Source organism: Shewanella sp. N2AIL (assembly GCF_022690845.1).
GTDB lineage: Bacteria > Pseudomonadota > Gammaproteobacteria > Enterobacterales > Shewanellaceae > Shewanella > Shewanella baltica.
On sequence record NZ_JALBYT010000004.1, the window covers coordinates 51927 to 75072 of the forward strand.

At 47.4% G+C, this 23146-nt stretch carries 20 protein-coding genes and 2 pseudogenes; 15 read left to right on the forward strand and 7 right to left on the reverse strand.

Going from position 1 to position 23146, the window contains the following annotated elements; translation table 11 throughout:
- Positions 1-18: 18 nt before the first annotated feature.
- Positions 19-1932 carry an ABC transporter ATP-binding protein gene (locus tag MO387_RS04200; RefSeq protein ID WP_242326069.1) on the reverse strand — a complete coding sequence of 638 codons (1914 nt, stop codon included), beginning with the start codon at positions 1930-1932 and terminating at the stop codon, positions 19-21.
- A gap of 253 nt (positions 1933-2185) precedes the next feature.
- Here MO387_RS04200 and MO387_RS04205 point away from each other — a divergent pair, with 253 nt between their 5' ends.
- Complete coding sequence (locus MO387_RS04205; RefSeq protein WP_012088350.1) at positions 2186-2389, forward strand: YheV family putative zinc ribbon protein; 204 nt, start codon at positions 2186-2188, stop codon at positions 2387-2389.
- Between the two features lie 238 nt (positions 2390-2627).
- On the opposite strand, the gene MO387_RS21175 is transcribed toward MO387_RS04205, so the two are convergent.
- Positions 2628-2753, reverse strand: coding sequence for a hypothetical protein (locus MO387_RS21175; protein WP_277956582.1), 126 nt, complete (start codon positions 2751-2753; stop codon positions 2628-2630).
- 218 nt (positions 2754-2971) lie between these two features.
- On the opposite strand from MO387_RS21175, the gene MO387_RS04210 reads away from it, so the two are divergent.
- From MO387_RS04210 to MO387_RS04220, 3 genes and pseudogenes are all read left to right on the forward strand, one after another.
- A complete protein-coding gene (locus tag MO387_RS04210; protein WP_242326070.1) occupies positions 2972-3241 on the forward strand; it encodes a hypothetical protein in 270 nt (89 codons plus the stop codon).
- A gap of 258 nt (positions 3242-3499) precedes the next feature.
- Positions 3500-3679: pseudogene (locus MO387_RS04215) on the forward strand (transposase); the annotation flags it as partial.
- Positions 3680-3762: 83 nt separating this feature from the next.
- The gene (locus MO387_RS04220) at positions 3763-4740 is read left to right on the forward strand and encodes a transposase (protein ID WP_071940084.1); all 978 of its coding nucleotides are present in this window, start codon (positions 3763-3765) and stop codon (positions 4738-4740) included.
- Positions 4741-4963: 223 nt separating this feature from the next.
- Here the strand turns inward: MO387_RS04220 and MO387_RS04225 are convergent.
- Positions 4964-5371 (reverse strand): annotated as a pseudogene (locus tag MO387_RS04225) (ATP-binding cassette domain-containing protein); the annotation flags it as partial.
- A gap of 253 nt (positions 5372-5624) precedes the next feature.
- Between MO387_RS04225 and MO387_RS04230 the strand changes: the two are divergent.
- The 7 genes from MO387_RS04230 to MO387_RS04260 all read left to right on the forward strand — a co-directional run bounded on the left by MO387_RS04230 (position 5625) and on the right by MO387_RS04260 (position 12874).
- Positions 5625-5828 carry a YheV family putative zinc ribbon protein gene (locus MO387_RS04230; protein WP_012088350.1) on the forward strand — a complete coding sequence of 68 codons (204 nt, stop codon included), beginning with the start codon at positions 5625-5627 and terminating at the stop codon, positions 5826-5828.
- 686 nt (positions 5829-6514) lie between these two features.
- A complete protein-coding gene (locus MO387_RS04235) occupies positions 6515-6703 on the forward strand; it encodes a hypothetical protein (protein ID WP_006085974.1) in 189 nt (62 codons plus the stop codon).
- Positions 6704-6887: 184 nt separating this feature from the next.
- The gene (locus MO387_RS04240) at positions 6888-7652 is read left to right on the forward strand and encodes an SDR family oxidoreductase (RefSeq protein WP_242326072.1); all 765 of its coding nucleotides are present in this window, start codon (positions 6888-6890) and stop codon (positions 7650-7652) included.
- An 11-nt stretch (positions 7653-7663) separates the two neighbouring features.
- Complete coding sequence (locus MO387_RS04245; protein ID WP_242326074.1) at positions 7664-8506, forward strand: methylated-DNA--[protein]-cysteine S-methyltransferase; 843 nt, start codon at positions 7664-7666, stop codon at positions 8504-8506.
- A 431-nt stretch (positions 8507-8937) separates the two neighbouring features.
- Entirely contained in the window at positions 8938-9795 is an 858-nt protein-coding gene (locus MO387_RS04250) for a pirin family protein (protein ID WP_242326076.1), read from the forward strand.
- 322 nt (positions 9796-10117) lie between these two features.
- The gene (gene dbpA / locus MO387_RS04255) at positions 10118-11494 is read left to right on the forward strand and encodes an ATP-dependent RNA helicase DbpA (protein WP_011847678.1); all 1377 of its coding nucleotides are present in this window, start codon (positions 10118-10120) and stop codon (positions 11492-11494) included.
- 282 nt (positions 11495-11776) lie between these two features.
- Positions 11777-12874 carry a hypothetical protein gene (locus MO387_RS04260; protein ID WP_006082944.1) on the forward strand — a complete coding sequence of 366 codons (1098 nt, stop codon included), beginning with the start codon at positions 11777-11779 and terminating at the stop codon, positions 12872-12874.
- A 209-nt stretch (positions 12875-13083) separates the two neighbouring features.
- On the opposite strand, the gene MO387_RS04265 is transcribed toward MO387_RS04260, so the two are convergent.
- A complete protein-coding gene (locus tag MO387_RS04265; RefSeq protein WP_006085968.1) occupies positions 13084-14628 on the reverse strand; it encodes a DEAD/DEAH box helicase in 1545 nt (514 codons plus the stop codon).
- Positions 14629-15210: 582 nt separating this feature from the next.
- Here MO387_RS04265 and MO387_RS04270 point away from each other — a divergent pair.
- Entirely contained in the window at positions 15211-16257 is a 1047-nt protein-coding gene (locus MO387_RS04270) for a DUF3626 domain-containing protein (RefSeq protein WP_006085967.1), read from the forward strand.
- Positions 16258-16369: 112 nt separating this feature from the next.
- Here MO387_RS04270 and MO387_RS04275 read toward each other — a convergent pair whose 3' ends face one another.
- Positions 16370-16888 carry a prepilin-type N-terminal cleavage/methylation domain-containing protein gene (locus MO387_RS04275; RefSeq protein WP_242326077.1) on the reverse strand — a complete coding sequence of 173 codons (519 nt, stop codon included), beginning with the start codon at positions 16886-16888 and terminating at the stop codon, positions 16370-16372.
- A gap of 279 nt (positions 16889-17167) precedes the next feature.
- Between MO387_RS04275 and cydD the strand changes: the two genes are divergently transcribed.
- The 3 genes from cydD (at position 17168) to cyaB (ending at position 21549) form a co-directional block, all read left to right on the forward strand.
- Complete coding sequence (gene cydD, locus MO387_RS04280; protein WP_242326078.1) at positions 17168-19120, forward strand: cysteine/glutathione ABC transporter permease/ATP-binding protein CydD; 1953 nt, start codon at positions 17168-17170, stop codon at positions 19118-19120.
- A complete protein-coding gene (gene cydC, locus MO387_RS04285; RefSeq protein WP_242326079.1) occupies positions 19117-20868 on the forward strand; it encodes a cysteine/glutathione ABC transporter ATP-binding protein/permease CydC in 1752 nt (583 codons plus the stop codon). Before cydD ends, cydC begins: the two co-directional genes overlap by 4 nt.
- A 93-nt stretch (positions 20869-20961) precedes the next feature.
- Positions 20962-21549: a class IV adenylate cyclase gene (cyaB, locus tag MO387_RS04290; RefSeq protein WP_107946614.1), complete on the forward strand. Its 588-nt coding sequence runs from the start codon at positions 20962-20964 to the stop codon at positions 21547-21549.
- Positions 21550-21871: 322 nt separating this feature from the next.
- Here the strand turns inward: cyaB and MO387_RS04295 are convergent, their stop codons facing one another.
- Both MO387_RS04295 and MO387_RS04300 read right to left on the reverse strand, forming a co-directional pair.
- On the reverse strand, positions 21872-22048 hold the full coding sequence (locus MO387_RS04295; RefSeq protein WP_006082937.1) for a helix-turn-helix domain-containing protein: 177 nt from the start codon (positions 22046-22048) through the stop codon (positions 21872-21874).
- Between the two features lie 93 nt (positions 22049-22141).
- A complete protein-coding gene (locus MO387_RS04300) occupies positions 22142-22885 on the reverse strand; it encodes a DUF599 domain-containing protein (protein ID WP_107946615.1) in 744 nt (247 codons plus the stop codon).
- Positions 22886-23146: the final 261 nt, after the last annotated feature.

Sequence of the window (23146 nt, forward strand, 5' to 3'; positions counted from 1 at the left end):
TGTAAAAGAATGCTGGAGTTATTGTTGCTCCATGACCTCAAGTTCCATTGCATCTATCTCTTCTTGCAACTCGAGCCATTGCATTTCACTGTCTTCTAAGGTTTGCGTCAAGCTCGTTCGCTCGGTTAATACCGAGGTTAGCTTGGCTTTGTTATCTTGATCATACAATTCGCTATCGGCCAGCAAGTGTTCTAGCTCGGCGAGGCGTTCGCTTAGCTTCTGCTGCTCGGTTTCTAACTTAGTTTGTTTGCGCTTGAGCGGCGATACCTTTTGGCGGATTTCGGCCTCGAGGCGTTTTTGCTGCTTTTTATCGGCGGCAGGTTTGATCTCATCGCTGGTACTGTTTTGATTCGAGTTGGCTTTCGCCGCATCGAGCAACCATTGGTGATAATCGTCTAAGTCACCGTCGAAGGCGCGCACTTCACCTTGATCGACCAGATAATAATCACTACAGGTTAAACGCAGTAAATGCCTATCATGCGAGACGACAACCATAGCACCTTCAAAGGTTTGCAATGCCATCGTTAGGGCGTGGCGCATCTCTAAGTCTAAATGGTTGGTGGGCTCATCGAGCAGCAATAGGTTAGGGCGTTGCCAAACTAATAGTGCTAACACTAAACGGGCTTTCTCGCCGCCGGAAAAGGGTCGCACAGGTGAGAGCGCCATATCGCCGTTAAAACCAAAACCGCCTAAGAAGTTGCGTAGTTCTTGCTCTCTGGCATTGGGCGCCAGACGCACTAAATGCTGCATCGGCGTGTCGTCGAGGCGTAAAAATTCGATTTGATGCTGGGCAAAGTAACCGATATTGACGCCAGGATTAGGTTCATACAAACCTGTCATTGGCGATAACTGACCCGATAACAGCTTGATTAATGTTGATTTACCCGCGCCGTTACGGCCGAGTAAACCAATGCGCGCACCCGGCACTAAGTTTAAATGCACTTTGCTAAGGATTGGCTTATCGCTATAACCGATCGCGACTTGCTCCATTTTAATCAGTGGATTGGGCAGGGCTTCAGGGGCGCGAAACTCCATATAAAATGGGCTATCGGCTTGAGACGGCAACAACTCAGTCATGCGTTCTAGCGCTTTTAAGCGGCTCTGGGCTTGTTTGGCTTTACTTGCTTTGTAACGAAAACGGTCAACGAAAGACTGCATATGTGCACGTTCTTTTTGTTGACGCTCGAAGGCAACCTGTTGCTGCGACATACGTTCAGCACGAATGCGCTCAAAGGCACTGTAATTGCCTTTGTAGAAATTGAGTTTTTGATTTTCAACGTGGACGATTTCATCAACGATTTCATCGATAAAGTCCCTATCATGGCTGATTAAAATCAGCGTGCCTTGATAGGACTTAATCCAACCTTCGAGCCAGTACATGGTATCTAAGTCTAAGTGGTTGGTGGGTTCGTCGAGGAGCAATAAGTCAGAGCGGCACAGTAGCGCTTGGGCTAAGTTGAGGCGCATACGCCAACCGCCCGAAAAGCTTTTCACTGGATTGCTTTGCTCAGCTTCACTAAAGCCCAGACCCGCTAACAATGAACCCGCGCGCGAATGAATCGCATAACCACCGATAGCGTCGATTTTGCCGTGTAAGAGTGCGATGGCATTGCCATCGTTATCTTCTTGGGCCTTGTGTAATAGCGCTTCTAATTGACGATATTCGCTATCGCCATCGATCACATATTCCAGTGCCGAGACGTCGAGCGCAGGGGTTTCTTGGGCCACAGTGGCAATTTGCCAGCCAGAAGGCAGACTAAATTCACCTTTATCTAGGCTTAAGTGACCTAAAATTAATGCGAGCAGTGAAGATTTGCCTGTGCCGTTAGCACCGACTAAACCGACCTTATGGCCGGGATAAATCGTGAGAGAGGTCTCATCTAGCAGGGTTTTGCTGCCACGGATTAATTGCGCTTGGTTGATGCTGATCATTGACTACAACTTGGTTAGAACGTGAATTCGTCAGGGCACAGATAATAGCGTACAACCCAGTTTCAAACCACAGCCTGACCCGATAACTCGGACAATTATTCGACTTTTCAGGACGATCTTCAGCGAATCGCATTACATCGGCTTAAGGCCTCATACTTTCAGGTAACACTAGTATTCAATCATCAGTGTGGCAAAATAGCGGCAATTTCTTCGGCCGAGTCCCTTGGCCCTGCTATCTGGTCCTTTATCTATTATGACAAACACTAAAATCAAAAAGCGTTTCGTAGCCGGTGCTAAGTGCCCAAAATGCAGCGCCAAAGACAGCATTTTACTCTACAAGGAAAACGGCATCGAAACCGTTGAATGTACTGAGTGTGATTACCGTGAACAGCAAACCGATGAAAAGGTCACAGAAAAAGCCACCGGCGCTGTAATCGGCGTGTTTAAACCGGATTAGGTTAAAGATTCAATTCATCAAAGTTAGTTTCGTAAAAGATTCACAACATGTGCAGTGTCGATTGGCAATATTGCTCCAGCGACACGCCGCCCATTGCTTTTAAAATAAGCTTCCCTGAGGGCTCGACGGTGGCATATATGCCACCTACGGTCACTTCCGTAATAATGCCAATCCTAACCAACCCTCTCGCTGCCCATTCTGCGAAAAGCTATTGCCCCAAAGCAAGATAACTTTGTTGTCAGTTTGAAGCATGAATTGTCATTGTTTCCCCTGTGACTCGCCATAAACTCGTCCCTGAGGGCTCGACGACGGCATCCATGCCGCCAACGGTCACAGTTGCAACAATGCCAATCTTAACGACCATTGAACAGTCCATTTGGCTAAAAAGCTATTGCGCCAAAGTGATTTATCGACTTCGTGAATGTATAAACTGGTGGTATAAGATTACCTGCATCTTAGTCATTAGACTTCAATCGGCTATTGCAAAAAATCGATGTTCGGTATTTACTGCGAGCGGATATGAATCAATAGCTTATAAATAAGACTATTTTTGAGTTAGTTAAAGTAAATAAGGAAATGACTATGTTTATGTTTCTTGGATGGCTAATTTTGGCAATTTTAGTGGGTGTATATGCGAACACAAAAGGTCGATCTGGGGTGGGATTTTTCCTTCTTGCGGTCATTCTCTCTCCACTTATAGGGTTTATCATTGCATTAGTTATTTCACCAGTAAAAGGAGTGATTGAAGCCAATGCCATTCAATCCGGTGATATGAAAAAATGTCCAGATTGCGCTGAATTAGTCAAAGCAGAAGCGAAGATTTGCAAACATTGTCGTGCAGAGCTTGCGTGATTTTTAAGGTTATCTAAGAAAGTTGACGCATAAAAAAGCTAGCACTTGCTTAATGCCGATCAGTTAAGACAGATCACTTGACGATCTCGCTGAAAGATCAAAATCCGATTGCCTCATGTCATCGGATTTTTTATGCAACTCTCAGAAGCACTCGCTCGCACTCATATTACCCGCCGGAAATACTTAGACACCCAACTTTAATAGCACAGTAGTTAACCTCCGACTATGCTTGGTTAAGCATTAAACAAGGAGGTTTCTATGCCGCGCCCTCGCAGAACTCAGATAAGTATTGAAGACACTCCCTATTACCATTGCTGTAGCCGCGTTGTTCGGCGTGCGTTTTTGTGTGGCGATGATGCCTATTCTGGAAAAAACTATGACCATCGCCGTGGTTGGGTTGAGTCACTACTGTTTGAACTTGAAGCCGTTTTTTCCATCAGAAATACTGAGACACCCAACTTTAATAGCACAGTTGTTAACCTCCGACTATGCTTGGTTAAGCATTAAACAAGGAGGTTTCTATGCCGCGCCCTCGCAGAACTCAGATAAGTGTTGAAGACACTCCCTATTACCATTGCTGTAGCCGTGTCGTGCGGCGTGCGTTTTTGTGTGGCGATGATGCCTATACGGGAAAAAATTATGACCATCGCCGCGCTTGGGTAGAATCGCTACTGTTTGAACTCGAAGCGGTTTTTGCTATTGATGTGGCGGCTTTTGCTGTGATGTCCAATCACCTGCATGTGGTGCTGCGGGTCGATATCGACTGCACGAATCGTTGGACTGACCGCGAAGTACTTGAGCAGTGGCATAAGCTGTTTAAAGGCGATGAATTAACGAAAAAATTCGCCAAAGGTGAGTTAGTTGAAGCGCATGAGGTCAACAGATTAAGGCATTCAATCGCCATTTATCGCAGTCGATTATGCGATATTAGCTGGTTCATGCGCTGCCTTAATGAACCGATAGCAAGACAAGCAAATCAAGAAGATAACTGCACAGGTCGTTTCTGGGAAGGTCGGTTTAAATCCCAAGCTCTACTCGATGAAGCCGCCGTTTTAGCCTGTATGGCCTATGTTGATTTGAATCCTATCAGAGCGCAATTGGTTGATACGCCAGAACAATCCGACCATACCAGTATTCAGCTGCGTATTCGGGCTGCATTAAAAGGTGAGCAGCCAAAAAATCTATTGCCTTTTACCGGCAATGAACACGAGAACCAGCCCAATGGCATTGCGTTTTCCTTAACGGACTACCTCGAATTGGTGGATAATACAGGTCGAATCATCCGCAACGACAAACGTGGTTCCATCAGTGAAAATAGCGCCAAGTTGCTGACAAGATTAAATATCCCCTATGACAATTGGCTCAAGCTCACTACTGAGTTTGGCAAGCTATTTCATGGCCCAGTGGGTACGCTGCAAGAACTGACCGATTACTGCGAACATTTAGAAAAACGACGACGGCACTTTGCGGCAAGCTGTCAGCACTTTCACAGCAACTAACTATAATCCTGCTTAACCAAACTAATCACTGCCTATTTGTTTTATTGGGTGGGTTAGCATGTCTTAAATACACCAATTTTTAATGAGTTAGCTCATTTTTATGCCTCAGGTTTAGCCCTTCAACTTTTGATGACTCTACTTTAAGCAATTTTAGCTCGTACAAGTTGTAGACAAACCAAAAGTACATTATGTTGTTGAACTAAAATGGATGGCCAGATTTTTGCAGACCCGCTAACAATGAACCCGCGCGCGAATGAATCGCATAACCACCGATAGCGTCGATTTTACCGTGTAAGAGTGCGATGGCATTGCCGTCGTTATCTTCTTGGGCCTTGTGTAATAGGGCTTCTAATTGACGATATTCGCTATCGCCATCGATCACATATTCCAGTGCCGAGACGTCGAGCGCAGGGGTTTCTTGGGCCACAGTGGCAATTTGCCAGCCAGAAGGCAGACTAAATTCACCTTTATCTAGGCTTAAGTGACCTAAAATTAATGCGAGCAATGAAGATTTGCCTGTGCCGTTGGCACCGACTAAACCGACCTTATGGCCGGGATAAATCGTGAGAGAGGTCTCATCTAGCAGGGTTTTGCTGCCACGGATTAATTGCGCTTGGTTGATGCTGATCATTGACTACAACTTGGTTAGAACGTGAATTCGTCAGGGCACAGATAATAGCGTACAACCCAGTTTCAAACCACAGCCTGACCCGATAACTCGGACAATTATTCGACTTTTCAGGACGATCTTCAGCGAATCGCATTACATCGGCTTAAGGCCTCATACTTTTAGGTAACACTGGTATTCAATCATCAGTGTGGCAAAATAGCGCCAATTTCTTCGGCCGAGTCCCTTGGCCCTGCTATCTGGTCCTTTATCAATTATGACAAACACTAAAATCAAAAAGCGTTTCGTAGCCGGTGCTAAGTGCCCAAAATGCAGCGCCAAAGACAGCATTTTACTCTACAAGGAAAACGGCATCGAAACCGTTGAATGTACTGAGTGTGATTACCGTGAACAGCAAACCGATGAAAAGGTCACAGAAAAAGCCACCGGCGCTGTGATCGGCGTGTTTAAACCGGATTAGGTTGAAGTTTCAATTCAAGTGAGAATCTGAATGTGACCACTTTAAAGGTCACATTCTAAAGCTCGGCTAACCATTCAAGATCACGATCGCGTCAGTTGTGTCGCATGAATTGTCATTGTTTCCCCAGTGACTCGACGCCTATTTCTTTTAAAAGAAGCATCCCTGAGGACTCAACTAGAGCATTCCTGTTTTAGAAGGTCACTGGTGCAACAATACCAATCTACACTAACCCTTTGGCTGTTCGTTCAGCTAAAAAGTTATTGCCCCAAAACGAGTTAACAAGTTGTCAGTAGAGCTGTAACGAACGTACTTTCTGTCTTAGACATTTTCATCGTTACACCCGTGTGATGTAATTCACTACTGCCCATCAAAAAACTGGATAATTATACAGTCGTATTCAAATCATAAGGATTTTGAACGATTTTTATCCTGCATTTGTGCGCGCCCTCTCATTATCTCAAGTTAATTCTATCAAAATCAATGTCTTACATATTTAATTGAGTGGGTGTTAGGTTTGAAAAACGCGCATGAGCGTTTTTCTAGGTGCGTATTTAAAGTAAAGCTGATAACTTCTTTGCAATACAATCAGTTAACAGTGCGCGTTTTCACCGGCCTAATGAGGTAAACAGCGCAGCGCATAAATACTAAGACGTTATATACCAATGAGATTCAGGAGTACTTTTTAAATGGAAGTTAGTTTTGCAGAAAATGCCTACGCAACGGTTAGCTTGGTTCAATTCCTATTTGGTATTTTTTGCGCTCATTGGGCACAAAATACTAAACGAAGTGCTTGGTTATGGTTTTTTATGGGATGGTTTTTTGCGCCAATAACTGGCTTATTTTTATTGGCAAAAAATGGCAAATCAAAAGCCTAATAAGTTTTTACGCAAGGTATATAACAAACAAAGGCAACTGACGCGTACCGCGCAGCGGCTTTGGGCGTTATAGCGCAATTGAAATACAGCAAGATTCGGGTCGGCAGTAGTCGTTCGGCCTCCTAATATAGCATCTGTTCGGGCATATGCCCTTTTATAGTAAGCAGATCCTAGAGGAATAACGATGACTATACTTGCCAACAAAGTCGCTATTGTTACCGGTGCCAGTACCGGCATTGGCTACGCAGCCGCGAAGCTTTTTGCGAGAGAAGGTGCTGCCGTAGTGGTGGCTGCAAGGCGACAAAAGGAGCTTGATGACTTGGTGGACTTAATCAATAAGGAAGGCGGGCAGGCACTGGCACTAGCCGGTGATGTTGGTGAAGAAGCGTTTGCCAAAGCTTTGGTTGATAAGGCAGTAAGCCACTTTGGTGGCCTGGATATCGCTTTTAACAATGCTGCCATTCTGGGGGCTATGGGCCCTGTCTCGGAGATGTCGCTCACGGACTGGAATCAAGTTATTGCGACCAACTTAACCAGCGCATTTTTGGGCGCAAAGTACCAGCTGCCCGCCATGGCTGCCCGAAAAGGAGGTTCGTTAATTTTCACCTCTACCTTCGTTGGTTACACCGCAGGTATGCCAGGCATGGCAGCCTACGCAGCCAGTAAGGCGGGACTTCTTGGACTGACTCAAGTGCTGGCATCCGAGCACGGGCCTCAGAATATCCGGGTCAATGCCCTTTTGCCCGGTGGTACTGATACGCCGGCAGGACGTGAGTTTGCCAATACGCCAGAAGCATTGGCATTTGTGCATAATCTGCATGCTCTTAAGCGTATGGCGACACCAGATGAAATTGCCCAATCAGCATTGTACCTTGCCTCCGACGCCTCCAGCTTCACCACGGGATCTGCAATGCTGGTCGATGGCGGTGTATCTATAAATCGTGTTTGAGAGGCCGGCCCATGTCAGACTATGACCGAATCGCTAGCGCTATGGCCTATTTGGTTGATCGGGCAATTGATCAGCCCAGCCTTGAAGAGATAGCCGCCCATGTGCATCTGAGTCCGTATCACTTTCAAAGGCTGTTTTGTCGTTGGGCAGGCACTACGCCGAAGCGGTTTTTACAGGTCCTGACATTGGAGCGGGGCAAAGGATTGCTTAATAATTCTCGCTCCTTGCTTGATGTCTCACATGAGCTTGGATTAAGCGGCAGTTCAAGGTTGCATGATCACTTTGTGCAGCTGGAAGCAGTCACACCCGGCGAGTATAAAAATCGAGGTAAGGACGTACAGATCGAGTATGGAGTCCATCCTACCCCACTGGGGCCGATGTTTGTGGCCGTAACCCTGCGTGGTGTTTGCCGGGCAGCGTTTATGGACTTCAATAGCATGGAAGAGTTACTGGATGACTTGCATAACGATTGGCCTCTCAGTTCGATCAGAGAAAGTTTGGTATCTACGCGACACGCTATTGATGCCTTTTTTAGCAGTGACACAGCTTCCGGGCAAGGTCCGCTGTCGCTCCATGTGACAGGGACAAATTTCCAGATCGCCGTGTGGCGTGCTTTGTTGAAAATACCACCGGGCGCTGTGGCCAGCTATGCCGAAGTCGCCAGATCACTCGGCGCACCCAGGTCTGCAAGGGCTGTTGGTAACGCTATTGGAGCCAATCCAGTTGCTTTGCTGATCCCCTGTCACCGAGTTATACAGCAAAGTGGCGCGCTGGGGGGGTATCGCTGGGGACCAACCAAGAAGCTTATGATACAAACATGGGAAAAAATGCGTGATGAACCGGTTGCGCTATAACAATGCCATGCAACCGACGCTCGTACATCGCTCGGCTGATGGCGAGCGTTACCCATAGAAATCTTAGTCCGAAAGTTACAAATCAGAGTATTCGCACTAAGAAGCTTTCGTCCAAAAAGTGTGTTGCGTATGTCTTTTAAATCTAGAGGTTACGCTAAAGCCAAAACGGTGAGCCATGGTGATTAGCGAGGCGACCGCCCCATGAACGGACTGTCTGTGAGTCGGCGAGTAAATGCTATGGCCAACCTGTGTGAGTGGATATCAACTGCCTACCGTTCTATTTTATCGAATGTTTAGGCCGTGATTTCGCGTTATTCTTTTGTAAACTTCCTTGTTATTCTGCCTCCATCAGCAAAGCGTTTGCGTCTTGTGTTAGCCGTATGATCTTGGCGTTTCACGCATCGCTTTGCTCAACCGATAGGAGAGCAGCAATGAAAGTATTAAGTCAGTTTTCCGCCAAAGCCGCGATGGATGGCGATGGGGTCAATATTCGCCGTGTCGCCGATTTTGTGACGACTAAATTTGATCCTTTCTTGATGATCGACGAAATAAAATCCGATGATGAGCAAGATTTTATTGGTGGCTTCCCCGCACATCCCCATCGCGGAATGGAGACCTTTACTTATATTCGTAAGGGCGGTTTTGAGCACCGTGACCAAATGGGCAATGTGAAGGCGATTCGTGCCGGCGATGTGCAGTGGATGAGCACCGGGTTCGGGGTAGTGCACTCTGAAATGCCACTTGCCGATGCTGTCGATGGTCTGCATGGATTCCAAATTTGGGTCAACATGCCCGCCAAAGACAAGCTGCGTCCAGCAAAGTATCAAGATACTGCGGGTAGCGCGAGCGTTGAAGCGACCAATAACACTGGCGCGAGCTTAAAAGCTTTAGCGGGTGATTGGGGCTTTAAAGATCAACCGCTTATTAGTGCGGACATCCAAGGATTAGCGGGCGAAGCTGCCATTGCTGATTTGAGCCTAGCGCCAAACGCTGAGGCCACGCTTGATTTGTCTCAACATGAGTTTGTCGCCTTGTACTTGTACCAAGGTGACTTAAGCAAGGGTGAAGATTCACAGTGGTCATATCATCAGGGCGAGTTTTTAGTGCTTGATAGCCAAAGTGTGCTTAAGCTTAAAGCCGATGAGCGCGGCGCTGGGATGCTACTGTTTGCCGGTAAACCTATCCGTGAAAAAATCGTCCAGATGGGTCCATTTGTAATGAACACCCAAGCGGAAATTCAGCAGGCGATTCGCGATTATCAAGAAGGGCGTTTCGGCCAAATCGCGTAATTTGTTAAATCTGCCGCGCTGAGCTAATTCTAAACCCAAGCCTAAGCCTAAGCCCTGTATTCCTACAGGGCTTTTTTGTTGCTGTTCACGCCAGCTATGTCTATTGCTTAAGGACTTGAGGCAAAAGCCGCGCTTTGTTGCTACAATAGCCGTGCTTTTGGGTTGAGCGAGCCTAGCGCTTTATTCTTAACTCAAGCTAACCTGAATCTTGATAGACCAGTTTAATCGATAAGTAACGCAATTTCAGTAACCTAGCAGCCGCTTCGTTACCCACCACAGGATATTCACCTTGAGCAACTCTGATACTAAGCCTAATCCATCAATGGCTTTTTCGACTCTTAAGCTAAAACCCGAACTGCTTGAGAACCTTTCTTCTATGGGCTACAACGAGATGACGCCAATTCAGGCGCAAAGTTTGCCACCCATTTTAGCGGGGCAGGATGTGATAGGTCAGGGTAAAACTGGCTCGGGTAAAACGGCCGCCTTCGGCTTAGGATTACTGAACAAGTTAGACGTTAAACGCTTTCGTATTCAAACCTTAGTGTTATGCCCAACCCGCGAGTTGGCCGACCAAGTGGCGCAGGAAATTCGTACCCTTGCCCGTGGTATTCATAACGTTAAAGTACTGACACTTTGCGGCGGTGTGCCTATGGGGCCACAGGTTGGCTCGCTGGAACACGGCGCACACATTATTGTGGGTACGCCGGGTCGTATCGTCGATCACTTAGATCGCAATCGCTTAGATTTAAGCAATCTCAACATGTTAGTGCTCGATGAAGCCGATCGCATGTTAGAAATGGGCTTCCAACCCGCCCTCGATGCGATTATCGAACAAGCCCCACGTGAGCGTCAGACGCTGCTATTTAGCGCGACGTTCCCGGAGCAAATTCAATCGATTGCTAAGCAAATCATGTATGACCCAAGCATGGTTAAAGTTGAAGGTAATCACGACAGCTTGAGCATCGCCCAACATTTTTATCATTTAGACGATGACAAGGCGCGTATGCAAGCGCTGCAATTATTGTTGTTAGAACATAAGCCTGAAAGCGCAGTGGTGTTTTGTAACACGAAACGCGAAACTCAAAAAGTGGCCGATGAGCTTGAAGGTTTAGGCTTTAGCGTATTGGCTTTGCACGGTGATTTAGAGCAAAGAGACAGGGACGAAACCCTGCTGCAATTTGCTAATAAGAGTGCCTGTGTATTAGTGGCGACTGACGTTGCCGCCCGTGGTTTAGATATCGATGCGCTGGATGCCGTGTTTAACTATCACGTCGCCTACGACACCGAAGTCCACATTCACCGTATCGGTCGTACTGGCCGTGCGGGCAGTAAAGGCGCCGCTTATACCTTCTATAACGACCAAGACGGTTACAAGATTGCCTTGTTAGAAGAGTATTTAGAGCGCGAAATTACCAGCGAATCACTGCCATCTGAAAGCCTGCTCGGTAACACGCCTGCAGCGCCAACCATGATCACTTTGCAGATCGATGGCGGTAAGAAAGAAAAACTGCGTCCAGGGGATATCTTGGGCGCGCTGACGGGCGAAAACGGTATCGAAGGCTCGCAGGTGGGTAAAATACAAGTGACCGATTACCGCGCCTATGTGGCCGTTAATCGTAAGGTTGCCAAGAAAGCGCTGAACAAAATTACTGGCGGCCGCATTAAAGGTAAATCTTACCGCGCTTGGCCAATGAAGTAAGCTTAGCTTGAGTTGAATCGTACCTCGATTTAATTCACTTCACCTTTAAAGGGAATAAACTCAGGTTTATTCCCTTTTTTGTTGGGTGTGATTAATGCAATGACTGAGTTTTTTGTTTGGTAAATGCTAATTAAGGTGGGCAGTTAAGTAACACTTTGTATTCACCTGCTTAATTAATATGCCCCTCAGCTTGCCTGTGGTAGAAGTGATTCTGAGTAAAAAATAAATGAGCAGATTAACGGCTTTGTCAGGTGATAAGGCGTGCATCGGTTTGGAGTATTTATGTTTCGAAGGACGATTTTACTAAGCATCTTTTTGAGCGCAGCGAGCGCTGCATCAATTCAACCTGAGTTGCAACCAGAGTCACAACCAGAGCGGCAATTAGAGTCTCAGCCAGCATCGCAACCTTTACAGCACTACATTTACATTAATCATCGTGAGGCAAACGGAGAAAACATTCGTGCCGACAAGGCTCTGCGCGATCCCCGTTTTGGCGGTGCGCAGATTGTTTATACTTGGCGCAGTTTAGAGCCTAAGCAGGGCGAATATGATTTCAGCGCGATTAAGGCCGATATTGCGTATCTCGATTCGATAGGCAAAAAATTGTGGATCCAGCTGCAAGATAAATCTTTTACGCCGAGGTTTAACGTGCCTCAGTATTTACTCGATGATCCGATTTATCAAGGCGGTGTGTTGAAGCAAAGCATGCTGAGCGCGCCAGAGCGTGATCCCAATAAACCTGTGACGGATGACGAATATGGTTGGTCTGCCAAAATGTGGGAGCCTGCAGTACGTGCGCGTTATCAGCAATTGGTGCGCCAGCTAGGCCAAGAGTTTGATGGGAAAATCACTGGTATTAACTTTAGTGAAAGTTCAATTGAAGTGGGGACTGAAAACGCCGACGGAACAACGACGTTCCCCAGTGATTTTAATCCTAAAGACTATATCGATGCGATTGGCGAAAACATGCAGGTATTAGCAGAGTCATTTCAGCATTCAACCGCTATGGTGTATTTGAACTTTTTACCAGACGAATGGCTGCCATGGAATGACAAAGGCTATATGCGAGGCTTATTTGCGCAAGCCAAAGCGCTCAATATGGGCGTAGGTGGCCCAGATTTAATGCCATATCGTAAAGGCCATATGGGACAGAGTTACGCCTTTATTAAAGAATATCCAGCGGCATTGGTGAAAGGTATGGCGGTGCAAGACGGTAATTTGCGGCAGATTAATCCCAAGACAGGTAAAAAGAATACTGTGCCTGATCTGCTGGATTTTGCACAAAACTACCTAGGGCTCGACTACATTTTTTGGGTTGAAGATGAACCCTATTTTACGGATGAAGTCCTGCAGCAACTACCAGATATTAAGGCGAATTAACTTAGGTTATTGTTTAGGCTGTTGTTTAAAGTGGTGATTGTTCAAGCGAGTTATTGGTCAATGTGTGGATAACGCGCTAAACGTATTGTGCAGCTTGTTGACTATATAAACAAAGACAAACAAAAACGCCCAATTCCATGCGGAGTTGGGCGTTTCTTTTTAGGGCTTAATGCGGCTAAATCGCCAAGCGAGTTCGCTCAGCGTGTGCATTAATCCTGTGAATTTCTTGGACGACTCGCACCGTTATTTGGGCGACGGGTATTTTTCTTTGGGCCATTGGCGTAAGGGTTCTCACCCGCTTGGCCACGATTTTCGCCAGAACCTGAACGGCTTTCACTTGGACGACTAGCGCCTGCGCTATTGGCACGGCCATCGTTTGAACGTGGCGGACGTGGTTTAGCATCGGCACGGGGTGCGCTACTGGCTTCACCGCTGTGTCTTGGGTTCTTGTCGTTTGGCTTGTGGCCGCGCGCGACGTCACCGCTGCGTTGACCGTCTTTATGCTCGGCGCTTCTTGGGGCACCATCGCGTGAGCTAGGTTGGTTTGAGCTGCGGGTATTTCTACGGCTTGGTACTGATTTACCGCTGCTTTTTCCGCCGCCACCTAAACGTGACTCAGGCAATACATGGTTAAAGCCTTCAACCATTTCTCGGTCTAATACGCGATTGATCAAACGCTCGATATCGTTCAGCAGTTTGATTTCTTCGTTGCTCACCAGTGACACGGCTTGACCCGATGCGCCAGCGCGGCCAGTACGGCCGATACGATGCACATAATCTTCAGGCACGTTTGGTAAGTCGAAGTTAACCACTTGTGGCAATTGGTCAATGTCCAAACCACGGGCGGCGATATCGGTCGCAACCAGTACGCGAGCTTGACCATTTTTAAAGTCGGCCAAAGCTTTAGTACGGGCGGTTTGGCTCTTGTTACCGTGGATAGCGGCGGCTTTAATGCCTGCATCTTCAAGGCTTTTCGCCAGACGGTTAGCGCCATGTTTAGTGCGCGAGAATACCAGCACTTGTTGCCAATCGTTTTGCTTGATGAGTTGGATCAACAGTGCCGATTTTTGGCTCTTATCGACTGGGCAAACCCATTGTTTTACTGTGGTCGCCGCCGCGTTACGTGGCGTAACCGAAATTTCGACCGGATTATTCACTAAGCCTTTTGCCAGTTCACGAATTTCATCGGAGAAGGTGGCTGAGAACATCAGGTTTTGGCGTTGCTTAGGTAAAATGGCTAGGATCTTACGGATGTCGCGGATAAAGCCCATGTCGAGCATGCGATCGGCTTCATCTAATACTAAGATTTCAAGCTGGCTGAATTTCACCGCTTTTTGATTGTACAGATCCATCAATCGACCTGGTGTGGCGACTAATACGTCGACACCGTGGCGCAATTTCGCGATTTGTGGATTGATAGGCACGCCACCAAATATCACCGCTGAGCGCAGTGGTAAATTCTTACCATAGGTTTCAACACTTTCTGCAACCTGAGCCGCCAATTCGCGTGTAGGAGTTAACACTAATGCGCGCACTTGGCCTGCTTGGGCACGGTTACCTTTACTCAGGAGTTCGAGCATAGGTAGGGTGAAACCTGCTGTTTTACCTGTTCCTGTTTGGGCGGCCGCCATCACATCTTTGCCTTGAAGCACAGCTGGAATTGCTTGAGCTTGGATTGGCGAAGGTGTGTCGTAGCCTTGTTCGGCAACGGCTTTAAGTATCGGGGCCGATAAGCCCAGGGAGGTAAAACTCATAGATTGGTCTCTTGTGGCAACGCTTTGCTGCATTTATGGTCAATAGCCAGGTCTGCTGGCGGGCGTGCAGCTTACAGGATCGGGGCCCTAAGTGCCATCGAATAAAGACTTTTACAGCGGGTTTCATTCATATTGGCACATAAATCGCTTGTCAGCGGCTTTCTCTCGGTCTCGCTTATCTTTTAGGCGCAAGTTTCCTCAGTCGAGTTTGAGCTTATTGAGGGCGAATCTGCATTCGGTTAAGTGCTGTATTGTACTGGTAGAGGCTTTGGGCCGCACTTTTACTGTTATTTTTGGGTGCGGTTGAGCCTAATGGACTCACCAAATGTACAGTATGGCTATCAGGCTGATTCAATCTACTAAACAGATCGGTTTAAAGTTAACTCGTCGACTCTTTTTATCTAAAAGTTAGAGTGAGTTAGCGGTAGATCACGCTAGATTAATTTGAGTGGTATAAACTCAAGACGATAGGAGTAGAATTCATCAATATCTATTCTCTGCATGCTTGCGATGACTCTCGTGTTTATTTTAGGATGAGCTAACGCGGGAAACGGTTAAACGCCTCTCATTTATAGGTGGACTATGACAGCGATACAGCATATTGAACGCCTTGCTCGAGGTCGCAGTGAACAGGCCGTCGCTGTGATTAAAAATGTGCAGCAGATGTCGAACATCCCCATGCATGAGATGCAACTCGCCCTCAAACAATTACTTAACTGCGGCCGAATTGCGCTGCATTTTCACCCCGATAGAATCGACAGCCGTGGTATGACAGTGGCCGAAGGTTTGCTGCGCGATGGTCAATACCGCAGTCAGTTTGAGACCCATATTTCCAACGGCCAGTTATCCCCTGAATTAGGTGGCCCAAGGGATCACTGGGAAAATCAGCTGTTTGGTGATGTGTATAAGGGCACTAAATCTCGGCCTAAATATGGCGCACTCGATCTGGGCATGTGGCAGGACGGCCCCGCGCCGCGTTTTGGTAGCTGCTATTTGCTGACCCACGCCAGTGTGATGGCACGTTCGACCTTTTGTTATCTCGATTCGTACCGCAATCCGAAAGAGAAGGGCACGCTATCATGCTTTGATGATGTGTTAGCGGCGCTGCTGACCGAGAGTTTTGAGCGTCACTATGCCTTAGGCAAATCCGACTTTAAGCCCCTGAATGTGATTCATTATTTGGGGCATCAGCTCAATGCTTCCTTGCTGTCACGTTTCGAGCGGCCGTTATCGAATAATCTCGATCATTATATCGAGGCGCAGATCCACGGTGATGTTTCCCTCGATGAAGATATCGCCATGCTGGTGGCCGATCCAAGCTTTAAAGGCACTGATATTGGCGCCAGCTTAAGCAAGATTTGCGACAGATATGATATCGAGCTGCAATATCATGATGGCTTTAGCCTACATACGGCGCAGATCCCCAGCGATTTTCGCGGGCCGACTATGCCATCGCTCGCTAATCGTATCGCCATAGAAGACAGAGTCGATGCCTATGCCATAGGTGTGGCCGCGCGGGATTTATATCATTCACCCCAGCATTGGCGCGAACGCGGTAACCGTGCCCAAGTCGCCCACGAACTTAAGTTGCTCTGGCATGTGCTAGTAAAATACGGCGCAGTGCAGTGAGGGTAACGCTTTTAAAAAACGTTTGATTGTAAAATGTGGCGCTAACAAAAACAGCGAGATAACCTTAGGTTAGCTCGCTGTTTTTCTATTATATTTCAGCTTTAAGGTCGTTCTAGCAACCTGTGTCGACCTTGTTATAGGTGGGGATTCCCGTCGTCTCCCACTTGTAGTCGATATAGCAATTTGTCGCTTCGACTTGCGCCTGAGTCGGCGTGTCAAGGTTCAGTTTTTGCCTCGGTGTGGCAATGACTTGGTAGGTACCGCCAGTAGTATGGATTCGATAGGACCATTCATCGACATTGAGCCCAGCAGCCTTAAAGATCTCTGGCGGCGTAGTATAAGCGGCGCTTGGGGCTGTACCGCTGGCGCTGGCAGCCCAAGGTTGGTAGTTTTCGCCACGGATCCCGTCGTAAACGACTCGATTGGTGGGGCCGCTGTTAGCAATTTCCGACTTAGCTTTGAATAGGGTGACGGCGGATTTCATCGAAGCCAGTGCACCAGATAGCTGACTCTTATAGGCATCTGATTGTATATTAATGAATTTAGGCGCCGCAACTACAGCTAATACTCCTAGAATAATAATGACCACAACGAGTTCAATCAGGGTAAAACCGGCATTTTTATTTGGCATAGGTAGGGGATAATTAATACAAAGAGGTTCATGCTACCTAAGTTTCCCCAAACAGGCTAGTGCTAGGGAAAGTTCCGTTAACTCAGGGATTTGTTTATCTTTAGCTCGTTTTTGTGAGTCTGCTAGCAAAAGTCTGGAATAGGGTTTCATCTGCTTTAGATGCCTGCGATACTGCGTCCCTATCGGAACTTTTTAGCCGTTGCAAGCCCCGTAAACTGAATGGTTATTAATAGCCGATTCCCGCTACGAGTCGCTTAATTGGTTTCTTGTTGGAGCACCATGGATAAGTCGTTAGAAAAATCCCTGCTTGTTTGGCTTAAAGCCCAGAAAAAAGCTTGTGGCTTGTTCCTTAAATTGTCGTTATGGCTTGGGATGATAAGTGCCGTCGCTATGGTGGCACAGGCTTATATTATCGCGACGATTCTGGATGGCGTGATCATGGGGCAGCAAGTCGTACCGCTAACTGACAATGCCCAAATGGTCAGTTCCAGCATGAGTATTGATACCTATACTCCTCATTTGATTGCGTTAATCGCCTTGATGTTACTGCGCGCCTTGCTGGCTTATGGACGTGAACGCGCCAGTTTTGAGGCGGGTAAGCGTCTACGTGGTCATATTCGCGCGGCAGTGATGGATAAGTTGACTAAGCTAGGTCCGGCGTTTATTAAAGGTAAACCCGCAGGCAGTTGGGCCAGCATAGTGTTAGAGCAAGTCGAAGATTTACAAGACTTTTATGCCAGATACCTCCCACAAATCAGCCTTGCTGGTTTTATTCCCATCCTCATCTTAGCGGCGGTTTTCCCGATTAGCTGGGCGGCAGGATTAATTCTGTTACTCACAGCGCCGTTAATCCCTATGTTTATGATCTTAGTTGGCATGGGCGCTGCTGATGCCAATCGCAAGAATTTCAGTGCGCTTGCAAGATTGAGCGGCCACTTTATGGATAGATTAAAAGGCTTAAGCACGTTGAAACTCTTCCACCGTGGTGATGCTGAGCTAAAGGTAATCGCCACTGCTTCGGAAGAGTTCCGTAGTCGCACTATGTCGGTACTGCGCATGGCTTTTTTAAGCTCGGCGGTATTAGAGTTTTTTGCGGCGGTTTCGATTGCTGTGCTGGCGGTTTATTTTGGTTTCAGTTACTTAGGTCACTTAGATTTTGGCTACTATGGCGCGCATGCCAATATCAGCTCAAGTACAGATCCTCAAATAGTCGGTATTCCATTTAGCCTGTTTACTGGGCTGTTTATTCTGATTTTAGCCCCTGAGTTTTATCAACCGCTGCGGGATATGGGCACTCATTACCACGCTAAGGCGCAGGCCGTCGGCGCCGCGGAAGCCTTGATTACCTTGCTCGAACATCCCGAGCCTGAGTTTGTCGGCCACGTTCGTATCAGTAGCATAGAAACCCTGAGTGCTGATCATCTTGAAGTGTTTAGTGTTGATGGCACGCGTTTACTCGGCCCGCTGAGTTTTGAATTAAAAGACAATCAACGTTTAGCCTTAGTTGGCCCAAGCGGCGCGGGGAAAACCAGTTTACTCAATGCCTTATTGGGATTTTTACCCTATAAGGGCCATTTGCTGATCAATGGCCATGAGTTATCCGCATTAGATTTAGCCCATTGGCGACAGCATTTAGCTTGGCTGGGCCAAGAACCGCAGTTATTCCACGGTACTGTGCGGGATAACGTAGCTTTAGCCGCCCCCACTCTGCCCGACGATACGCTGTGGCACTTGCTGGCAGAGGCCAATATTAGCGACTTCGTTAAGGCGCAGCCAATGGGATTAGATGCGCCGGTCGGTGAGCAATCTTCCGGTTTATCCGTCGGCCAAGCCCAGCGTATTGCCTTGGCCAGGGCGCTTGGGCAAAAGGCGAGTTTGTTTGTCCTTGATGAGCCCACTGCCAGTTTAGATAGCCAGAGTGAGCAGGCGGTGAGTTCTGCGTTAAATCGGGCCATGACGGGTAAGATGTGCATTATGGTGACCCATAGATTAGATCAGTTAGATCAAATGGATACTATTCTTGTGCTCGATAAAGGCTTGATAGTACAGCGGGGCGACTTTACCACTTTGTCTAACACGCACGGCTTATTCCAAACCTTGCTGCGTGAGAATATTGAGTCCGTGGCGGATATTGAACTTGTACCGTTATCGGTCAGCGCCAGTGATACGCCGCTTAACAGTGATGCACCACTCGACATTGCCGCCGAGCCCACTAAAGGAGAGGCCCAATGAAAGTGCTAATCCCCTTTATTCGATTGTTCTCGCGCCAATGGCTGATGATGTCCGTGGGCTTGCTGCTGACCATTATTACCTTGATGGCTGGCATAGGTTTACTGTCACTGTCGGGCTGGTTTCTTTCCGCTACCGCGGTCGCGGGTTTGACGATAGTCACGGCGCAGTCCTTTAACTTTTTCACTCCTGCTGGCGGTGTGCGTTTCTTATCAATTGCCCGTACTGCCAGTCGTTATGGCGAGCGTTTAGCGACCCATGAGGCGACCTTTAAGTTGCTGACTGAGCTTCGCGTTTGGGCGTGGCGTAAACTCTTGCCGCTCAGTGCTAAAAATCTGCAGGGGCTACGCCGTGGCGACATGCTCAATCGCTTAGTTGCCGATATCGATACCCTAGATCATCTATATCTGCGACTGCTCACGCCTATGGCGGCATCACTGCTGATGACTGGGCTCTTGTATCTATTTCTCGCATGGTTCGATGCCAAACTTGCCCTCAGTCTTTGCCTGTTTTTAGTCGCCATTTGGCTGGTGATGCCACTGTTATTTTATCGCCTTGGACACGCGCCGAGCCGAACTATGCTCGAAACCAAGCGCCATTATCGGGTGCAATTATTGGATATGTTGCAAGGCCAAGCCGAACTCAGCCTATTTGGCGCCAACGACAGATTCAGGCAAAAACTGAATGATGCGCAAACAGAGCTGTTTCGCAGCCAAAGTGCGATGGCCAATATCACAGCGCTCAGCCAAGCCATATTGATCCTCTCCACTGGTTCAGCCTTGATCATGATGCTGTATTTAGCCGCTCAAGGCGTGGGTGATGCTGTGCCGCCGGGCCCTATGTTTGCGCTTATGGTGTTTGCCACTATGGCCTGCGTTGAGATGATGATGCCGATCGCGGGCGCGTTTCAGCATTTGTCTGGCTGTGTATTGGCGGCGACACGGATTAACGAAATCACCGAACAAGAGGCCGATATTCAATTTGTTACCGATACTGGCCTGAGGGCAAAATCTGGCGCATTGCAGATTGAAGATATCCACTTTGGTTATCGAGACGATCAACACGTGCTGCAAGGTTTGTCCCTTGAGATAAAAGCGGGGCAAAAAGTCGCGCTACTTGGGCCAACGGGTTGCGGTAAGTCGAGTTTACTGGCGCTGATTACCCGCGAGTGGCAAGCGCAGCAAGGGCACATCAAGCTCGACGGTCTCCCACTTGCAGAGTACAGCGAGCGCGGGCTTAGGGATGCGATGACTGTGATTAGCCAACGCATCTATTTGTTTGCGGGCACTTTACGGGAAAATTTAGTAATAGCCTTACCAGTTATCGAAGGCGAGAAACGCACTGCCCACGATAAGCGCTTGATTGATGTGTTACAGCGGGTCGGACTTGGCGCTTTACTCACGGGTGATAAACCGCTGGATAGGTGGATAGGTGAAGGTGGACGTCAGCTTTCGGGTGGCGAGCAGCGCCGAATCGGGGTTGCAAGAGCGCTGCTGCGTGATGCACCGCTGCTATTGCTCGATGAGCCGACAGAAGGGCTAGATAAACGTACCGAGCGAGAGATTTTAAGTTTACTGTTTGAATTTGCTCAGGATAAAACCTTGCTGATGATTAGCCATCGTTTAACTGCTATGGCGAAGATGGATCAGATTCATCTACTCGGTCAGGGTAAGATTATTGCCTCTGGCACTCACCAGAGCTTAATTGAAGACAGTGCAGAGTATCAGGCCTTATACCAAAGACTCGCTTAAGCCTGCTGTATTCAAGGCGTTAATGCTCAAACCTTTGACGCTCAATATGATAAATAGCGATATATTTTACCCATTAAAAGCGGATATAAATCGATGAACCCTGCGATGCCAGAAGCGTTAGCCCCACAAATTAATGCTCATTTTAATGGTCAATTTGAGGTCGAGCTTAAATACCGCTTATTGGATCGCCACGCTTTTTTCGCTGCCTTACAAATGAGAAATCCCGAGATCATGCTCGAAGATAACCTTGAGCATGACTGTTACTTTGATCTGCCATCAGAGTCACTTAAAAGCGAGCACAAGAGCTTGTGTATCCGTGAGATGCAGCCATCGGGGATTATGCTGTGGATAGTGAAAGGGCCTGAGAAAGACCGCTGTGAAGCCGTGAATATCACCGAAGCAACAAAAGCAAAAAGTATGCTGCATACCTTAGGTTATGAGTGCGTACTGGAAATTAAAAAGCGCCGCAGTATCTATTTTCTGGGTGAATTTCATCTAACAATCGATCATATCGAAGGTTTAGGGGATTTTGCTGAGCTTGCGATTATGACCAATGATGAGACCTTGTTGCCTAAGTATGACGTTCAATTGCAGCAACTCGCTGCCGATTTGGGCTTAAGTGAAACGCAGCGGGAGAGGTTATCCTATCGACAGTTGCAACAGGCTTTAAATGCCCAGTGATGGTTCAATTTTGTTGGATTAAAGCTTAAAGTTTAGTGGCTTAAGTTTAATGGCGTCAGTTTAATGGTTTGCACCGCTAAATCCGGCTAACCACTCCCTCACAACAAACCGGAATGGCTTAGTTCAAATCCCTTTGAGTTTTACTGTCCATGTTGTGTTCATAGGTTGTTTTCATTCGTTATAGACGGCTTAAACTTAAGCCTTGTATTTAAACTCAAGCATCGCATTTACATTCAAGCCACTTTCACAAACTCAAAATCAAAATCAAACGATTTAAGCAGCGGTTACCCCGCTTTATTTGCCGTGAGTTGCCTAATGCGTTTTAGCCTAAGCGTTGTGAAAAGGCGAGGTAGCGTTTTACTTCCGCTTCAGGAAATTTCAATTCGTCACCATCTTGAACACTCGAGAGTAAATTCTCCCGAGCGAAACGTTTGATGGTCGCAGGTGTTTTATCTAACATTTTGCACACTTCATCTAAGGTTAATAAGTTATCGCTCATAGCACTCTCCCAGTATTTCAATAGAAACATAACCCAAAGAGTATAGAACAATAATTTCAACCAAGATGATACCTGCGACCTAAACCGCTAAGGTTATGACACTATTTTGTGGTTACGTGCCGTTTCCCGCACTTGACTCTCTATTTGCAGATGGCCTTTTGCCGCTGTGATCGCCAGAACTGCGCGGGACTTAAACTCGCGGCGATATAAGGTCGCGATCACAAATAAGCTCGCCGAGATAAAGAGTATTGGGTGTACAAACCAGCACAATACTGCCATCGAAAAGTAATAGGCGCGTAAGCCATAGTTATAGGAGTGCGCCGCTTGATCTTGTACCGTCGCCATCTGCCTTGCGTAGGCTTTGAGATTGTCGTTCGAGCCATCGCTATCTAAAGGACCCGCGCCTATCATCACGTTCACAAAACCGTATTGGCGCATCGACCAAGTAAACTGGAAGAAGGCCATCACAAAAATACTGACTAGCAAGGCGAGTTTGACTTGCACCAGCGCATGATTCGGTGGCGTGGCGAAGGGAATCGTCGCAATAACACTTTCTAGCCGCTCAACTTGTGCAAATAAGGTCAGCACACCCGCGAGCACAAACAGGGTGGTCGAGGCGAAGAAGGCAATATTGCGCTCAAGGTTGGCCAGCAGCGCCGCATCACCCACACGCACGCCGCGGGTCATCACCTCAAGCATCCAGTAAATTCTATGCTTATGCAGACCTCGGGCAATACAGTCGGTATCTTTCGCCTTACGACGGGCAAAGGCGGTATAGCCAGCCCAAGAAACGATAAACCACACCAATGCAGAAATATCTAACAGCGAAAATGTCATAGCCACCTTATTTTAAAGTCAAAAGTAGAAGTCAAAACTATCAAGCCCAATTACTGTGTGATTATGAGGGCTTTTATCAGCCGTACGCAATCCCCCGCAAGTGCTTTGAAATCACGAGGATTAAAAATTTGAGCTAGCTCGCACTCGTTCGATATTAAAGGCTAGATATTTCATCCTGAGGTTTAGGACTACTTATCTTTGTCAGAGATAAACCGCAGCCAATAAAAAAGCCAGACTGAGTCTGGCTTTTTTATGTTTACT

Excerpts from the sequence above, each read along its gene's own strand:
- MO387_RS04275 (WP_242326077.1), bottom strand. The coding sequence starts at position 16,888 with ATGCCAAATAAAAATGCCGGTTTTACCCTGATTGAACTCGTTGTGGTC.
- MO387_RS04230 (WP_012088350.1), top strand. The coding sequence starts at position 5,625 with ATGACAAACACTAAAATCAAAAAGCGTTTCGTAGCCGGTGCTAAGTGC.
- MO387_RS04210 (WP_242326070.1), top strand. The coding sequence starts at position 2,972 with ATGTTTATGTTTCTTGGATGGCTAATTTTGGCAATTTTAGTGGGTGTA.
- MO387_RS04295 (WP_006082937.1), bottom strand. The coding sequence starts at position 22,048 with ATGAGCGATAACTTATTAACCTTAGATGAAGTGTGCAAAATGTTAGAT.
- MO387_RS21175 (WP_277956582.1), bottom strand. The coding sequence starts at position 2,753 with ATGGTCGTTAAGATTGGCATTGTTGCAACTGTGACCGTTGGCGGCATG.
- MO387_RS04270 (WP_006085967.1), top strand. The coding sequence starts at position 15,211 with ATGACAGCGATACAGCATATTGAACGCCTTGCTCGAGGTCGCAGTGAA.
- MO387_RS04235 (WP_006085974.1), top strand. The coding sequence starts at position 6,515 with ATGGAAGTTAGTTTTGCAGAAAATGCCTACGCAACGGTTAGCTTGGTT.
- MO387_RS04250 (WP_242326076.1), top strand. The coding sequence starts at position 8,938 with ATGAAAGTATTAAGTCAGTTTTCCGCCAAAGCCGCGATGGATGGCGAT.
- cydC (WP_242326079.1), top strand. The coding sequence starts at position 19,117 with ATGAAAGTGCTAATCCCCTTTATTCGATTGTTCTCGCGCCAATGGCTG.
- MO387_RS04200 (WP_242326069.1), bottom strand. The coding sequence starts at position 1,932 with ATGATCAGCATCAACCAAGCGCAATTAATCCGTGGCAGCAAAACCCTG.
- dbpA (WP_011847678.1), top strand. The coding sequence starts at position 10,118 with ATGGCTTTTTCGACTCTTAAGCTAAAACCCGAACTGCTTGAGAACCTT.
- cyaB (WP_107946614.1), top strand. The coding sequence starts at position 20,962 with ATGAACCCTGCGATGCCAGAAGCGTTAGCCCCACAAATTAATGCTCAT.
- MO387_RS04205 (WP_012088350.1), top strand. The coding sequence starts at position 2,186 with ATGACAAACACTAAAATCAAAAAGCGTTTCGTAGCCGGTGCTAAGTGC.
- MO387_RS04265 (WP_006085968.1), bottom strand. The coding sequence starts at position 14,628 with ATGAGTTTTACCTCCCTGGGCTTATCGGCCCCGATACTTAAAGCCGTT.
- MO387_RS04240 (WP_242326072.1), top strand. The coding sequence starts at position 6,888 with ATGACTATACTTGCCAACAAAGTCGCTATTGTTACCGGTGCCAGTACC.
- MO387_RS04300 (WP_107946615.1), bottom strand. The coding sequence starts at position 22,885 with ATGACATTTTCGCTGTTAGATATTTCTGCATTGGTGTGGTTTATCGTT.
- MO387_RS04220 (WP_071940084.1), top strand. The coding sequence starts at position 3,763 with ATGCCGCGCCCTCGCAGAACTCAGATAAGTGTTGAAGACACTCCCTAT.
- MO387_RS04245 (WP_242326074.1), top strand. The coding sequence starts at position 7,664 with ATGTCAGACTATGACCGAATCGCTAGCGCTATGGCCTATTTGGTTGAT.
- cydD (WP_242326078.1), top strand. The coding sequence starts at position 17,168 with ATGGATAAGTCGTTAGAAAAATCCCTGCTTGTTTGGCTTAAAGCCCAG.
- MO387_RS04260 (WP_006082944.1), top strand. The coding sequence starts at position 11,777 with ATGTTTCGAAGGACGATTTTACTAAGCATCTTTTTGAGCGCAGCGAGC.